The following is a 13,402-nucleotide window of genomic DNA, read 5'->3' as shown; positions in this document are numbered from 1 at the left end:
GGAGCATGTCTGCAGCGCTCGCCACTGCCTCCGCCTCGAGGCGATCCCCGTGCGCGGCAACCGGCGCCGTGGACGCGCCCGCCGGCCCGAATTCAGAAGACCGCGATGTGAAAGGGCGCGTTCTGGAGCGCGCTCTGAGTCGTGTTCTGGATGAACACGCCGACGTGCGACGTGTCATCGAACAGCGGGTTGCAATCCCCGCCGGCCGGGCCTCCGCCGCAGATGTTGGCCTGCGGCGCACCGGAGAAGATACAGGTCGCGTCGAGACAGGCGGCCGTGACCGACAGCGTCTTCCCCTCGAGGCCGGAGCCGAAGCCGACGTAGTACTCGCCCGGGTTGGGGTGGTCCACGGTGATCCCGCCCGACTGCGCGGCGATCGTGCCGTCGTCTTTGACGACCGCCCAGCGGGCGGCCGCGTCGCCTTTGTCCCCTTTGTCGCCCTTGGGACCGACCAGCCCGAGCGCCGCGGGATCGACCGTGGTCTCCTTGCCCTTGCAGGTCGTACGCGACGCCAGCACGCCCTTCTTGTTCTTGCAGAGCACCTCGGCCGACGCCCACGTCCCGGCGGCAAACACGAGCAGAGCGGCGGAAATGACGACGCTGGAGCGCTGTCGCGTCACAGGGAACCTCCTTCGGCTGCCGATTTCGTCTCGGTCGAGTGCTCCGAAACTACCGGTGAACACCTCGTGCGATCAACACGCGCGCGTCACGGGAAATCCCGAGGGCGACCAGGGACAGAGGTGTTGGCAATAGTTGTGGATCGGGCTCTGGAGGCCGGGTAGTATCCAAACGCCCTTGCGGAGTGGGGACACCCACGATCAATCTTCGCGTGGCTGCTACGAACTGGAGCGATTGGGCCCATCATGCCACCGCCCTTGCTCCGCCGCCGGTGGCGACCGTGGGGCTCGCCTCCGCCGATGCAGGAGAGAGCGTGATGCGAAACGTCGCGACGACGATCGGCACGACGCCGATCACGAGGAACACCATATCGGCCCCGATACGGGTCCACTCGAGCAGGTGGAAGGTGCCGCTCGTGAGGAACGCCAGCCGCCGTGCGTGCCAGTAGCCGTTCGAGAGCACATCCCAGAGCTGGAGCACGCCGCCCGGAAAGAGATCGAGCAGGACCATGAGTCCGAGCCCGACGTTGAGCCCCCAGAAGCCCGTCCGAATGAGCCCTTCGACGCGCTGCCACCGGGCATCGTCCGCCAACGCGCGCAGGCAGAACACGACGACGGCGAGGGCGAGCATGCCGAACACGCCGAACATCGACGCGTGCCCATGATTGCTCGTGAGCAGCGTCCCGACCTCGAAGTAGGAGACGATCGGCAGGTTGATGAGGAAGCCGAAGATGCCGGCGCCGACGAAGTTCCAGAAGCCGACCGCCATGAGGAAGTATATCGCCCAGGTCTGCCGTGCCGCGAACGCATGCCCGCATTCGGCGCAGCGGCGATCCTTCAGGCTGACGAAGTCCCATGCGTCGAGCGTGAGCAGCGTGAGCGGCACGACCTCCATAGCGGAGAAGCAGGCGGCGAGCCCCATGTTGAGGGTGCCCTGGCCGGTGAAGTACCAGTGGTGCCCGGTGCCGACGATGCCGGCGCCGAGGTAGAGGATGGCGTCGAGATATACGATGCGAGTCGCCGTCCTCGCGGCCACGAGGCCCATCTGGAAGAACATGACGGCCACGAGCACGGTCGCGAAGAGCTCGAAGAAGCCTTCGACCCATAGGTGGATGATCCAGAACCGCCAGTTGTCGATGACGGCGAAGTTGGTGTGTGGGCCGTAGAACAGGGCGGGGAGGTAGAAGACGGGAATCGCGACCGCGGCGTACAAGAAGAGCGACGCGAGATCGCCGTCGTGCGGTCGTCGCATCGCGGGGCGGAGCGCTCGGAACATGAGGACGAGCCAGAAGACAAGTCCCGCGGCCAGCAGCAGCTGCCAGAGGCGCCCGAGATCGAGGTACTCCGAGCCCTGGTGACCCAGCCAGAACCAGAGGCTTCCAAGTCGATCGTTTATCCCGAGCCACTCACCGAAGAGGCTGCCGCCCACGACGAGGGCGAGTGCGCCGAGGAGCACGAGCACGCCCACGCGCTGGCCTGGCGGCTCCGCGCCACCCACGAGCGGCGCGAGAAAGAGGCCGCCCGCGACCCATGCGGTAGCGATCCAGAAGATGGCGAGCTGGAGATGCCAGGTCCGCAGCAGGTTGTACGGCAGCCACCGCGCGAGATCGAAGCCGTAGAATGCTCCCGGCTCCACGCGGTAGTGCGCGAGCGCCCCGCCGGCGAGGGTCTGGAGGAGGAAGAGCACGGCCACGACCGCGAGGAAGAACCGCGTGGCCCGCTGGCTCGGCGTGAGCTGCCAGTCCAGGAGCCGGTTGTCGTGCCGGTGTCCGGGGCCACCCTCACCTCTCCATCCGAGATAGTCGAACTTCCCGAAGGCGAGGAGGATGAGCCCAAGTCCACCGAGGAGCGTGACGAGGCTGAGCGCGCTCCAGAGGTACGTCGATGCGGTCGGGACGTTTCCGACCAACGGCTCGTACGGCCAGTTGTTGGTGTACGAATAGTCCTTGCCGGGACGGTTGGCGACGGTGGCCCAGGCCGCCCACGCGAAGTAGGCCGCGAGCGCGTCGAGCTCGGTACGGTTCGCGATGTAGCGCAGTGGGAGGCCGGGAGCGCCAGTGGCTCCGCCAAAGTACTCGCCCCATTCCCGCTGCTGGGTCGCGAACGCCGCGGCCTCGGCCGGCGAGAAGCGGAGCGTCTCGGTGGCTGGATCGTAGCGGTTCTCCTTCGCCTCCGTGCGAACCGCCTCGCCAATGTCCCGCGCGATTCCCGGCTCGAGCGCGGAGTACGGCTTCCCGTGCTGAGCCATCGCGAGCGTGTCGCGGCTGATCTCGGCGAGGCGATGGAGGTATTCCGCCGTGTAGTCGGGCCCGAGGTACGCCCCGTGCCCCCAGAGCGTCCCATGCTCCATGAGCCCGTACTTGAGGAAGACCTCCTGCCCCCGGAGAACGTCGTCGCCGGTGAAGATTGTGCGCCCGGCCCCGTCGACGACCCGTGCGGCGATCGGTGGCGCGTTGTCGTAGGTCTCGACGGTGACGATCGAAAGGATGGTGAACCCTACGATCATCACGAGGATGGCGCCGTGTCGCCACCAAGTGGAGAGGGATTCTGCGTGCGATCGCTCGTCCATCATGTCCCCCCTCATCGGCGCGACGCGGAGCGCCCGTGTTCTTCCGGCCACGTTCCTGAACGAGAGAGGGTCTAGAGGACGCGACGGCCAAGGGGAAGAGACCGGTGTGAAGATAACTGTTCAAGGCCGTGGAGGGCGCGCCGTGATCAGGCCGCTCTCGATCTCGTCCTGTTGACCTTCCCCTCCGACTGCGAAGCCGATGCCCGCCCGGACGAGCGGCAAGTGTGCGCCGTCGAGGCGTCGCCATCGCGCCTGTGCCATGTCGAGGAGCTTATAGGCCATCAAGAGGCCCTTCGTGCGGGAGCCTGCGCCCTTCGTCACGCGCTGCCGTGCCCGCACCGTCGCGAACGGCGACTCGACCACGTTCGACGTGCGAAAATGCTTCCAGTGCTCGGCGGGGAAGTCGAAGAACGTGGGGAGCACGTCGGCGTCCTTCTCCAACGTCGTGACCGCCCACGGCGACGACGGGTAGGCGCATGCCGTGACGCTTCAAGTCGCGGAGCACGGTCTTCCAGCTCTCGGCGCTGTCCCGGTAGCCGTCCTCGACCGTGATCAGCTCCTTCGTCCCGTCGGGTCGCACGCCGATCATGACGAGCGTGCAGAGGCGGTCGTCCTCCAGCCGGATGTTGAAGTGCAACTTCCGGTCACAACTCCCAGGGACAAGCGAACGGTTCCCCACACGTAGAGCGCCCGGAAGTACTCGCGTACCTTCACGACGGCATCGCCGGTCATGCGGGCGTACCTGGGCCGTTCCAGATCCGCATCGGCGGGTACGCCCGTGTACCTGGGCCATTGCACGACCCGGATCGGCCTCACGCGTCGTACCTGCGCCCTTGCACGACGGAAATCCGCCTCTTCCCAGTGTACCCGGCCGATCGCACGTCCGAACTGACAGGGCGACGAGCGTGCCGCGCCTCGGCCGTTGATGAAGCACCGGAGGGTCCGCTACAGAGCGAGCGATCGGGTTACCGCCGTCGGACGAGGAGGACGTCGTGCCCATACGCGGCCCGTTGATCGGCCCTGCTCTGCGACTCCGGATCGGTGCCTCGATGCTGTCCGCTGCCGGCGCCGTCGATACGCGGCCGGTGAAGAAGAGGCTCGTGCGCTTCCAGCGCGAGCACCGTCGCTATTTCGCGGCCCAGCGGAAGGTGATCGCCATCGAGCGGCGTCTTCGGACCGCGCGAGAGCGCCTGTCGCGACTCGATGCGGCGCAGGACGAGGCGGTGGAGACGCTCGCCCGGGCGCTGGTCGCCGATGGTCATCGGCGCCGGAACCCGTTTGCGGCGTTCGGGGCACCGTCACCGAGCCGCGTCGCGCGCCTGCCGTTCGCCGACGAAGTCGACGTCGTGCATCGCCTCGTCGCGGCCGTCCGGCGAGGCGGAGCGCTCGGCGAGCGGACGTCCGAAGCCGCCCGGGCGGCCGACGACGCGGCGCGAGCCGTCGGGCAGGCCGTCATCCGAGTGAACGAGATCGAGGCCCAGGTCCGCGCCGCGCGCCGGACGCGCGATGCCGTGGGACGTGCCTGGCATTCGGCGTATGCGGGGCTGAAGCGCGGCGCGCGGGCCGCGGCCGACGACGGGGCGCCCGAGATCCATGCGATTCTCTTTCCGGCGGCGTCGCGCGCGAGGTCGAAGAGGCCCCTGGGCGTGACCGCGCCGGGAAACGCAACCGGCGTGAAGCGAATCGCCGATTGAGAGTCGCGACGCACGGGTACGCGATGGGCACCATCGGCACCGGCACGTCCTCCGCCACACCGACGGTGCGAACCTGCCCTAGTTGATCTGCACGAAGAAGCCGGAATCGATCGGTGTACCCGCGGACAGGACCTCGACCATCGCCTGTTTCCCAACGCAGGCGCCGCCGGGAGCGATCCCTGCCTGAATGACCTCGGTCACGCCCGCCTGCACGACGTCCACCGTCGCGACGATGTTCTTCGGAGCGAACGACAGGCCATCGAAGCACCATTTGCCGGCGGCGGGATGGGTGACGTTGACGTCGGCGACGTTGCGCGCGTACGCCCCGTCGACGGTGTCGCCTCCGGTGGGCGCGGTCCCGTTCACGCGCGCGTAGGCGAGCGCGGTGCCCGTATCGCCCGTCTCCCCACGCGGCCCCTGCTGAGCCCACGTGATCGGTCGCTCGTTCTTGCGACAGTCCGAGCCCGCCTCGACCACACGCAGGCGACCGCCGCGCTTCGTGTAGCACCCCGCGATCGAACCGTCCCCTCCCGGGATGGCCCCGGCGGCCAAGGCCGCAGCGCCGATCGCCGCGCAGGCGGCGAGTGTGGCCATCACGTTCGCGTACCCGAGCTGTGTGCGAACCCGTGTCAGCATGCGTCCTCCTTGCGTTTGCGGCGGACTCAGCGAGCAGAATGGTGCCCGTCCGAAGGGCCTCGAGCAAACCACGGTCGTGGTAAGGGTAGATGTCGTGGTCCCAGAGCGAGTGCCAGTGGATGCGGCGGGCTGGTCTAGCAGCGCGGTGTTCGCTTACGGGTCCAACGTCAGCGGCAAGGGCACGCACGTGTCCGCGGTCCGCGCCACGTTCGAGGGGCGGACGGACGACTCGCCGGCGACGCATGAGTGGAAGGTCGACAAGTGATCGCCTAGCCGCCGCTCCGTCGTGCGTATTCCGGGCGGCGCACGGGCCGCGCGTCAGGGCTCGATGCGAAGCGGCAGCGTCAGCCCGAGCGAGGGGATGTCGAAGACCGTCATCGCCGGACCGAGATCGAGTGCGATGGGGGTGATCGCCACTTCGCAGCAGTTCCCGTTGGCGAGCGGCTCGTCCGCACCGCAGCCCGCCCCCGGCTTGGTCTTCTCACGCGACGCGGGGACCCTCGATTCGACGGGGTCGCCGGCATAGTAGCCTGTCGTTCCGACCACGTTCCCTTCCCGCACGAGCGCGTTGCGCCTGGAGACAAAGACGAGGCCCGCGTCGGCGCAGTGTGGGACCATATGGTAGAGAAATCCGTTCTGATCGAATCCCGCCGGGCCGATGATGAGGAACGTCACGACCTGACCCCCGGCTTCGAAGAGGACCGACGGGGTGTCGTCCTCGTTGGCCGGCTCGGCGAACAGGCCCACGGGCACGCCGGCGGCGTCGACGATCCGGACCGGCGGCGCGGTAGCGGCTCCGGCATCGCCCGGAGGTCCCTTTGGGAAGTCGAGCGTCGCCTCGCGCTTCTTGCAGCTCGTCCGGACGATCACGCGACCGTTGCGGGCGCGGCAGAGCACGTCGGCCGCGGCTGGCTCGGCGACGAGGATCGCGACGAACAGCACGGCGCTCCACGGCCGCTTCATCGCTCGATCTCCACGTGGAACGGCGCTGTGAAGGCGTCGAGGTCGAGCGAGAGGGCCGGTCCCGTCGCCTCCGTGAACGGAGTCCGCGGCTCGCAGCACGCGTCGAGGAGGACGTTGTAGGTTCCTCCAGCCGTCGTGCAGGCGGACGGAGTCTGTATCGCCAGCACTGACTTGAGGAGGTGATCGGTCAGGGGTTCACCGGTGTAGTAGGCGGTGCGGCCGACGACGCGAGCCCGCTGGTAGAGCGTCGAGTACTGGAAGGGCACGAATCCGGCGCCGCTGCAGTCCGTCGTCTCGAAGAAGAGCCCGCCCGTGGGCACGAAGCCGTCGGTCGTCGCCGTCATGGCCAGGGCGACGTCCCCTTGCCGGACGACGACGAGGCCGCTGGCATTGATGAACCCGATCGCCTTCCCGGATGCGTCGACGGCGCGCACCCGCGGACCGGATGGACCGGTCGGCCCCTGGTCCCCCTTGGGGACGACCACCGGGGTCTCGCGTCGCTTGCAGGCCTCGCGCACGAAGAGTGCGCCGCCCTTGCCGCGGCAGAGTGCGGCGTCGGCCCCCGAGGCGACGACCAGGACGGCGAGGACGGCGGCGTGAACCGGCGTCACTCTTCCACCTCGACGCGGAAGGGCGGGGTGAAGCCGCTCAGATCGACCGGGGTCGCGGGACCGCTACGCACCGACGACGGTCCGTCGGAACAACAGAAGCCGGTGGCGGGGACGTACGTCTTGCCGACTCCCGTGCACGCCGCCGGCGTCGACGGATAGGCCGAGGACATGAACGTCCGCATCGCGATCGGCTCGCCCGCGTAGTACGCGATCCCGAGCTCGACGGGAACGCTGGTGTAGAGCTCCTCACTCGCGGCGACGAAGCGATCCTCCGTGCAGCCCATCCCGTTGTAACCGAAGCCGCCGCCCGAGAAGCCGTCGGAGTGGACGACGATGCCGAAGACGTGGTCGCCGTCGCGGTAGACGAACCGCCCCGCCACGTCGAAGGTCCCGGGCAGCCGGCGCCCGCCGCTGTCGACGGCGCGCAGCCGGGGCTGGCTCCGTCCCTGCGCGCCGACGTCGCCTTTCGGTGCCCCCGCGCTCGCGGCGAGGTCGATGGATGTCTCCTTCCGCTTGCACCTGTCGCGGACGAAGACGGCTCCGCTCCGGCTCTTGCAGAACGCCGCCTCGACCGGCCGTGCGGGAACGGCCAGGAGGGCGATCACGACGAGGGTGAGCAGGCGCATGAGTCGCACGTGAGGTCTGCGCTCCGTAGCACACATGCTCGCCGGCCGGGAAGGCGCGGACGGTGCCGCTGGGCGCCTCTACCGCGTGCACGATGCCGTCTTCGTGCGACGTTCCGTTACGACTCAAGGGCGTGACACCCACCCGATCGTCGGAGTCGAATCCGTGCCCGGGTCCCGCCCGACGGGCATTCTCGACGGACGCACGCGCGGCACGATGGTTGCTCCGGCTCCCGTGCATGGAGCGAAGGCCGCTCGGCCACGTCGCGACCCTCGCGACGATCGCGATGGCGGGCGTCGCCTCGCTCGCCTGGGCCGGATTCGTCGCGGGTGGGGGATCGGCGGAGTCCGACTGCTACGTCGAGCTGCACGTTCGGGGGCTCGAGGACGCAGGGGTGAGCGGCAACCGCGTCGTGAGCTGCACCGACGGTGATGCGTGCGACGACGACCGGCGGTGCGGCAACGACGCATGCGAGTTCTCGATCGCCGTCTGCGTCAGCCGGCCGGATCCGAGCCTTTCGGCCTGTACGCCCGTGCCGCTCCGTCGCCTCTTCGGACGTGCGCGTTCGGTCGGGGCCGACCGGCATCAGACCTCGGACCGCAACCAGCGATCGCTCCTGCTGACGTCCTTCCCGGTGGCATACAAGTCGGGGACGTCGTGCGGAACTCCAAGCGGCCTGACGGCCCGTGTGCGCGTCGACCGGAGCGGCCGAAAGGCTGCGGGCACGATCGCCGTCTCCCTCGACGCGACGGCGGCGCGCGGCGCCGTCCCTGCCCGCGATCGCGACCGGATCGTGCTCCGCTGTCTGCCCCGCACGGGCGAATGCCCCGGCAGCACCTCCACCACGACGACGACGCTGCCGGGCCTCTCGTCGTCGCCGCTCGTCCTCGTCGGCGCCGACGGCATCCACTTCGACCCGGAGACGGTGCGCATCCGCGCCGGCGACACCGTGCGATGGCTCTGGGCGGGAAGCGGGTACAGCGTCGTCCATGCGCCCGCGACCGGCGATGCGGCCTTCTGCTCGCCGAACGACGAGCGCTGCGATCGGGCCCCGTTCTCCCTGTCCGGCAGCACCTACGAGCACACGTTCCCGGACGCCGGCACGTTTCCGTACGAAAGCGATGCGGGCTTCCCGCTCAAGGGACTCGTGATCGTCGATCCTTGAGTCGGCGAACGGAACGGCGTCGCGCTCCACGACCTCGGCAGCGGCGGCGCAGTAGACGCGCGCGCCACCGATTCCCAGCGAAAGAAGATGGCGGCGGGCTGGATCGAGGGCCCTGCCACTCGGATCCTCGGGATCGAGACCACGCTGCCGCAGCAGGCGACGCACCCGGGCGTGGATCGTCGCGAGCACCCGGGCCACCTGCGCGTCGGTCGGCGCCTGGAGCGGCAGGAATCGCAGCACACCCTCGCCGTCCGCCGCGAAGACGCCCTCCAATACGAGCGTATGAAAGTGCACGTGTAGATTGACGCCCCCGCCGAAGCGCCGGATCACCACCCCGCCCTGCCCGTCCCGCACGCCGGCGCGTCGCGCCCGGCGTCGATGGGAGCCCAACAGGACGCGGACGTAGACGCGCAGGATGGCACGGCAGAGCCGATGATCGAACGCCAGGAGATAGCGCAGCCGGTACGGCACGCTCAGCACCCATTGGCGCACCGCGCGGCAGCACCACGTCGACCAGGTGCGCGGCCTGGCCCGTCATTCGCCGGCCACCAGCAAGGTCACGGAGCTGCCGGCCGAGAAGAAGCCGCAGGAGCCGGCAGGCGACGTCGACGAGCCAAGGGCTCCGACCGGCTAGCTCCCCTGGAACGACCAGCTGACGTGTCGGGTGTTGCCGCTCGAACTATCGGTCCAGCTGTCTGCGTATGTGAAGCCGTCCGCGGAGATGGCCCCGCCGTTGTCGCCGATCGTGACCTGGGCGTCGACCTCCACGACTTCCCCATTGTGTCCCTCCTCGCCCATCGGGCAGTTCGACAGCACGACGTTCATCGTCGGGTGTCCCGAGCATCTGGCCGCCTACATGCGCGCGTGGAACCGCAACCCGACACCGTTCGCGTGGACGAAGCCCGCCCACGCGATCATCCGTTCACACCGTCGAATGATTGAGCGCATCTCGGCGGCGGTGCACTAGCGGGCGCAACGGAAGCCGAGGTTGACCTCCAAGCCGGACGGGTGGAAGTTGCCATAGACCGCAAAGGGGCCGGCGTAGGGCCCGTTCCCGTAGCTGCCGCCGCGCACCAGCACGCCGGGCTCGCCGGTAGTAGCCGCCCCCGCCAGGCACTGGATGTCCGTCGGGCTGACGCCGGCGCTCCAGGTCCCGCACGGCACCGAGCGCGGCACCCAGTCCGCCACCCACTCGGCGAGGTTCCCCACCATGTCGAAGGCCCCGTCCGCCGACACGCAGCCGCTGCGCGACCCCGTGGCGCTCGGCCCAACCGCGCTCGTCGTGTTGCAGTCCGTCGTGCCGTTGTCCGGGCCCGGGTCCGGCGTCCCCAGCACCGCCGCCTGCCACTCCGCGTTCGACGGCAGCCGCTTGCGCGCGTTCTTGCACGCCGCCTGGGCCTGGAGCCAGGTGATGTAGCGCGAGGGCATCACGCCGGGGAGGCTCGCCGCGTAGATGTCGTTGGTGCAGTTCTGCCCGCTGTCCGCGCACGGCGCGTAGTCGCCGATGGCATTGCCGAGCCGGGTCGCGCCGCCCGCGGCGAGGTCGGCGGCCGTCGCCTCGCCACCCTGGATCTTCGCCACCAGGACGGCGTTCGAGGTCGTCGCCCCGGGCACCCGCCACACGCTCGCCTCGTACTTGTCGATGCACGCCGCCCCCGCCAGGACGGCGTCCGGGGGGCAGGTGGCGAGCGGACCGATCCCGGGCGGCCCCTGCGCTCCCGGGTCGCCCTTCTCTCCCTTGGCGCCGGCGCCGCCGAGCTGCGCCAGGTCGAGGGGCCGCTCCTTGCTTTTGCACTTCGCTCGCACGAAGACCGCCCCGGATCTCCGCTGACAGAGCTCGGCCCCGGCCGGGGAGCCCCCGTAGACGAGCAACGCGCCGAGGGACGCCGCGATGATGTGTCGCATGGCTCGATCCTCCTCGCGGGATTTGTACGACACGTCGTCGTCCGCTGACCACCGCGATGTATGCGATCCCGCGCTCGGCAGGGCCGTAGTCGCCATAAGCCTCGGAACAGCGACATAAGTCTTCCTATCGGAGGCTGCGCCCCTACCCTTCCCCCTCAGCCCCCGGCTCGCGCGGTCGCATACGCATCGTGACGTAGCCGGAAGCCAAATCTCAAATCCACCCCTGCCGCTGGGCGGCCGTCTTGATCTGCACTGCGATCTCGTCCGCCGTCCGCTTCGCGGCACCCTCGATGGTGGCCGAGCCGCTCGCCTCGCCGGCCAGCTTTGCGGTGCCTCCGACCGCGAGCCCGATCGGGTTCGCGGTGGCGGCGAGAACCGCCGCCGGCAGGACGACACCCGGCAGCTGTCCCCCCGCCGATCTGACTTCGCTGCTGCGGAGTGAGCGCAGGCCCTGCGCCGTCATCTGATAGCCTTCGACCACTGTCTGGAGCTCGGCCGACCCGGAGCCGAACCCGAGCAGAACCCGTTTGGTCGCGCTGCCCGGCGCGAGCGTGACGAAGTATCCGCGCAGCACGATGTCGTCGACCCGCGGCAGCGGCTGGCCAGCGGCCTCCACCGCCGGAAGCCCCATGGCGCGCAGGTCCGCCACGAGCTGCTTCGCGATCTGGGCGCCGAGCTTGTCGCCGAGCGCGATCTGCTGCGCTGAAGGCGTGCCGGCGCTGGCGAGGTCGGCGGCGAACGGGGATTCTCGTGGCACGTCCGTGGCATCCGCCGTGAAGTCGTGGACGATGATCCGGTTGGGTCGCGCGAGCTTCTCCGTCCCCTCATACCGCGTGCGGTCGGTCACCTTGGTCGACGCGCAGCCCGTGACCAGGACGAGGCCGAGAACGCATCGTACGGCACCGCTGGCTGATCCCATGACACACCTCCCAATCGAGAACTTTCAGAGACCCCATGGTGAGCCTAGGGGCTGGTCGCGTACGGGTTCCACGCCAGCCATCGCACACGCGAGGCATGTGCTGGTCAGTTGTTCGGCGGCGAAAGGCTTTCGAGCTCCTGCAGGCGCTTCATGGCCTGCATCGCCTGCAGCGTCGTGTAGTTGATGTTCGCCGCGTTCAGGCTGCTGCCCTGCTGGAAGGGAAACTCCGGCAGCGTCAGCAGGAAGGTCTTGAGCTTCTGCTGTACCGGGACGAAGAGCCAGATGTTGTCGCCGTACCAGCGGAAGTACAGCGGGGACTCCTCCGCCGCCTTTTCGAGGGGGTCGGCTCGCAGATTGACGATCTGCGGCCACGCGGGCACGTCACGTATGGCATCCGCAATGTTGCCGTGCATGACGGCGAAGTTGACCTTCCAGTCGTTCCAGCGGACGCCGTTCAGCTCGCCGCCCTGCCCGAAGTAGAAGATCTCCTCGCGAGGCCCCTTCTTCGTCTCGCCCCGGAAGAACGGCAGGAAGTTGTAGCCGTCGAGGTGGACCTTCCACGTCTTGCCGTTGGCCTGATAGCCCTTCTTGACCTTCTCGACGATGTCGGGCTCGCCCGCGGCTGCCAGGAACGTCGGCAGCCAGTCCTCCTGCGAGAAGATGTCGTTGACGACGGTGCCGGGCTTGATCACGCCCGGCCAGCGGACGAACATCGGCACGCGGAAGCCGCCTTCCCACGTCGTTCCCTTCTCGCCACGGAACGGCGTCATGCCGCCGTCGGGCCACGTCCCGACCTCTGCGCCGTTGTCGGTGCCGTAGACGACGATCGTGTTGTCGGCGATCCCCAGATCGTCGAGCTGCTTCAACACTCCGCCGACCATGTCGTCGTGCTCGACCAGGCCGTCGGGATAGAGGCCGATGCCGGTGCGACCCTCCGCGGATGGCTTCAGATGCGTCCACACGTGCATGCGCGTCGTGTTGAACCACACGAAGAAGGGCTTGCCGCTCTTGGCCGCGCTCGCCACGAACTTCTGCTCGGCGTCGTAGATCTCCAGGTCGATCGTGGGCATCCGCGCCCGTGTGAGCGGGCCGGTATCCTCGATCTTCTGCCCGCCCTTGCCGTCGGACCACGTGTGCAGGACGCCGCGCGGGCCGAACTTCTTCCGGAATTCGGCATCCTTCGGGTAGTAGTAGGTCTCCGGCTCCTCCTCGGCGTTCAGGTGATACAGATTGCCGAGGAACTCGTCGAAGCCGTGCACCGTCGGAAGGTGCTGGTCGCGATCGCCGAGGTGGTTCTTGCCGAACTGGCCGGTGGTGTAGCCCTGCGCCTTCAGCAGGTCCGCGATGGTCGGCGCCCAGTCGGGGATCCCCTGCGGCGAGCCCGGCATGCCGATCGTGAGCAGGCCCGTGCGAAACGGATGCTCGCCGAGGATGAAGGAGGAGCGGCCCGCCGTGCAGCTCTGCTGGGCGTAGGCGTCGGTGAAGAGCGCCCCCTCGTGGGCGATGCGGTCGATGTTCGGGGTGCGGTAGCCCATCACGCCGAGGTTGTAGGCGCTCAGGTTGTAGATCCCGATGTCGTCGCCCCAGATGACCAGGATGTTCGGCTTCTTCGCCGGCGCTTGTGCGCGCGCCGGCGCGGCGCTGGTCCCGAGCACGGCCAGCATCGCCGCGAGCACGATCTTCGAGATCTGCATTCCAA

14 protein-coding genes and 1 pseudogene are annotated in these 13,402 nt (G+C 68.8%); 3 read left to right on the top strand and 12 right to left on the bottom strand.

Annotated features, from left to right (window positions below):
• Window positions 1-92: 92 nt before the first annotated feature.
• The 4 genes and pseudogenes from VMS22_09190 to VMS22_09175 all read right to left on the bottom strand — a co-directional run bounded on the left by VMS22_09190 (window position 93) and on the right by VMS22_09175 (window position 3,775).
• Window positions 93-620: a hypothetical protein gene (locus VMS22_09190; protein ID HXJ34198.1), complete on the bottom strand. Its 528-nt coding sequence runs from the start codon at window positions 618-620 to the stop codon at window positions 93-95.
• A gap of 241 nt (window positions 621-861) precedes the next feature.
• Complete coding sequence (locus VMS22_09185) at window positions 862-3,186, bottom strand: cbb3-type cytochrome c oxidase subunit I (protein HXJ34197.1); 2,325 nt, start codon at window positions 3,184-3,186, stop codon at window positions 862-864.
• A 120-nt stretch (window positions 3,187-3,306) separates the two neighbouring features.
• Window positions 3,307-3,609: a hypothetical protein gene (locus VMS22_09180; GenBank protein HXJ34196.1), complete on the bottom strand. Its 303-nt coding sequence runs from the start codon at window positions 3,607-3,609 to the stop codon at window positions 3,307-3,309.
• Between the two features lie 109 nt (window positions 3,610-3,718).
• Window positions 3,719-3,775, bottom strand: a pseudogene (locus VMS22_09175) (hypothetical protein).
• Between the two features lie 460 nt (window positions 3,776-4,235).
• Here VMS22_09175 and VMS22_09170 point away from each other — a divergent pair.
• On the top strand, window positions 4,236-4,880 hold the full coding sequence (locus VMS22_09170) for a hypothetical protein (protein ID HXJ34195.1): 645 nt from the start codon (window positions 4,236-4,238) through the stop codon (window positions 4,878-4,880).
• Window positions 4,881-4,958: 78 nt separating this feature from the next.
• Here VMS22_09170 and VMS22_09165 read toward each other — a convergent pair whose 3' ends face one another.
• The 4 genes from VMS22_09165 to VMS22_09150 all read right to left on the bottom strand — a co-directional run bounded on the left by VMS22_09165 (window position 4,959) and on the right by VMS22_09150 (window position 7,716).
• Entirely contained in the window at window positions 4,959-5,516 is a 558-nt protein-coding gene (locus VMS22_09165; protein ID HXJ34194.1) for a hypothetical protein, read from the bottom strand.
• 318 nt (window positions 5,517-5,834) lie between these two features.
• Window positions 5,835-6,479, bottom strand: a complete 645-nt coding sequence (locus VMS22_09160) for a hypothetical protein (protein HXJ34193.1) — start codon at window positions 6,477-6,479, stop codon at window positions 5,835-5,837.
• A complete protein-coding gene (locus VMS22_09155; protein ID HXJ34192.1) occupies window positions 6,476-7,090 on the bottom strand; it encodes a hypothetical protein in 615 nt (204 codons plus the stop codon). Before VMS22_09155 ends, VMS22_09160 begins: the two co-directional genes overlap by 4 nt.
• Window positions 7,087-7,716, bottom strand: coding sequence for a hypothetical protein (locus tag VMS22_09150; GenBank protein ID HXJ34191.1), 630 nt, complete (start codon window positions 7,714-7,716; stop codon window positions 7,087-7,089). The genes VMS22_09155 and VMS22_09150 overlap by 4 nt, the downstream gene beginning before the upstream one ends.
• A gap of 236 nt (window positions 7,717-7,952) precedes the next feature.
• On the opposite strand from VMS22_09150, the gene VMS22_09145 reads away from it, so the two are divergent.
• Window positions 7,953-8,879 carry a hypothetical protein gene (locus VMS22_09145; protein ID HXJ34190.1) on the top strand — a complete coding sequence of 309 codons (927 nt, stop codon included), beginning with the start codon at window positions 7,953-7,955 and terminating at the stop codon, window positions 8,877-8,879.
• 87 nt (window positions 8,880-8,966) lie between these two features.
• The gene (locus VMS22_09140) at window positions 8,967-9,179 is read left to right on the top strand and encodes a hypothetical protein (protein ID HXJ34189.1); all 213 of its coding nucleotides are present in this window, start codon (window positions 8,967-8,969) and stop codon (window positions 9,177-9,179) included.
• A gap of 330 nt (window positions 9,180-9,509) precedes the next feature.
• Here the strand turns inward: VMS22_09140 and VMS22_09135 are convergent, their stop codons facing one another.
• From VMS22_09135 to VMS22_09120, 4 genes are all read right to left on the bottom strand, one after another.
• Window positions 9,510-9,704: a hypothetical protein gene (locus tag VMS22_09135; protein HXJ34188.1), complete on the bottom strand. Its 195-nt coding sequence runs from the start codon at window positions 9,702-9,704 to the stop codon at window positions 9,510-9,512.
• Between the two features lie 138 nt (window positions 9,705-9,842).
• Window positions 9,843-10,784, bottom strand: coding sequence for an SUMF1/EgtB/PvdO family nonheme iron enzyme (locus tag VMS22_09130; protein ID HXJ34187.1), 942 nt, complete (start codon window positions 10,782-10,784; stop codon window positions 9,843-9,845).
• 211 nt (window positions 10,785-10,995) lie between these two features.
• Window positions 10,996-11,703, bottom strand: a complete 708-nt coding sequence (locus VMS22_09125) for a DUF4410 domain-containing protein (protein ID HXJ34186.1) — start codon at window positions 11,701-11,703, stop codon at window positions 10,996-10,998.
• Between the two features lie 104 nt (window positions 11,704-11,807).
• Window positions 11,808-13,367 carry an arylsulfatase gene (locus VMS22_09120; protein ID HXJ34185.1) on the bottom strand — a complete coding sequence of 520 codons (1,560 nt, stop codon included), beginning with the start codon at window positions 13,365-13,367 and terminating at the stop codon, window positions 11,808-11,810.
• Window positions 13,368-13,402 lie beyond the last annotated feature (35 nt).

It is taken from the genome of Candidatus Eisenbacteria bacterium (assembly GCA_035577985.1).
GTDB lineage: Bacteria > Desulfobacterota > Binatia > DP-6 > DP-6 > DATJZY01.
Note: the sequence above shows the minus strand (reverse complement) of the source record. Positions and strands in the feature narration are given on the sequence as shown.

What these genes read in the sequence shown, in the direction of transcription:
- VMS22_09160 (HXJ34193.1), bottom strand. Translation starts at nt 6,479, where the DNA reads ATGAAGCGGCCGTGGAGCGCCGTGCTGTTCGTCGCGATCCTCGTCGCC.
- VMS22_09170 (HXJ34195.1), top strand. Translation starts at nt 4,236, where the DNA reads ATGCTGTCCGCTGCCGGCGCCGTCGATACGCGGCCGGTGAAGAAGAGG.
- VMS22_09145 (HXJ34190.1), top strand. Translation starts at nt 7,953, where the DNA reads ATGGAGCGAAGGCCGCTCGGCCACGTCGCGACCCTCGCGACGATCGCG.
- VMS22_09140 (HXJ34189.1), top strand. Translation starts at nt 8,967, where the DNA reads ATGGCGGCGGGCTGGATCGAGGGCCCTGCCACTCGGATCCTCGGGATC.
- VMS22_09165 (HXJ34194.1), bottom strand. Translation starts at nt 5,516, where the DNA reads ATGCTGACACGGGTTCGCACACAGCTCGGGTACGCGAACGTGATGGCC.
- VMS22_09185 (HXJ34197.1), bottom strand. Translation starts at nt 3,186, where the DNA reads ATGGACGAGCGATCGCACGCAGAATCCCTCTCCACTTGGTGGCGACAC.
- VMS22_09120 (HXJ34185.1), bottom strand. Translation starts at nt 13,367, where the DNA reads ATGCTGGCCGTGCTCGGGACCAGCGCCGCGCCGGCGCGCGCACAAGCG.
- VMS22_09150 (HXJ34191.1), bottom strand. Translation starts at nt 7,716, where the DNA reads ATGCGCCTGCTCACCCTCGTCGTGATCGCCCTCCTGGCCGTTCCCGCA.
- VMS22_09130 (HXJ34187.1), bottom strand. Translation starts at nt 10,784, where the DNA reads ATGCGACACATCATCGCGGCGTCCCTCGGCGCGTTGCTCGTCTACGGG.
- VMS22_09125 (HXJ34186.1), bottom strand. Translation starts at nt 11,703, where the DNA reads ATGGGATCAGCCAGCGGTGCCGTACGATGCGTTCTCGGCCTCGTCCTG.
- VMS22_09135 (HXJ34188.1), bottom strand. Translation starts at nt 9,704, where the DNA reads ATGAACGTCGTGCTGTCGAACTGCCCGATGGGCGAGGAGGGACACAAT.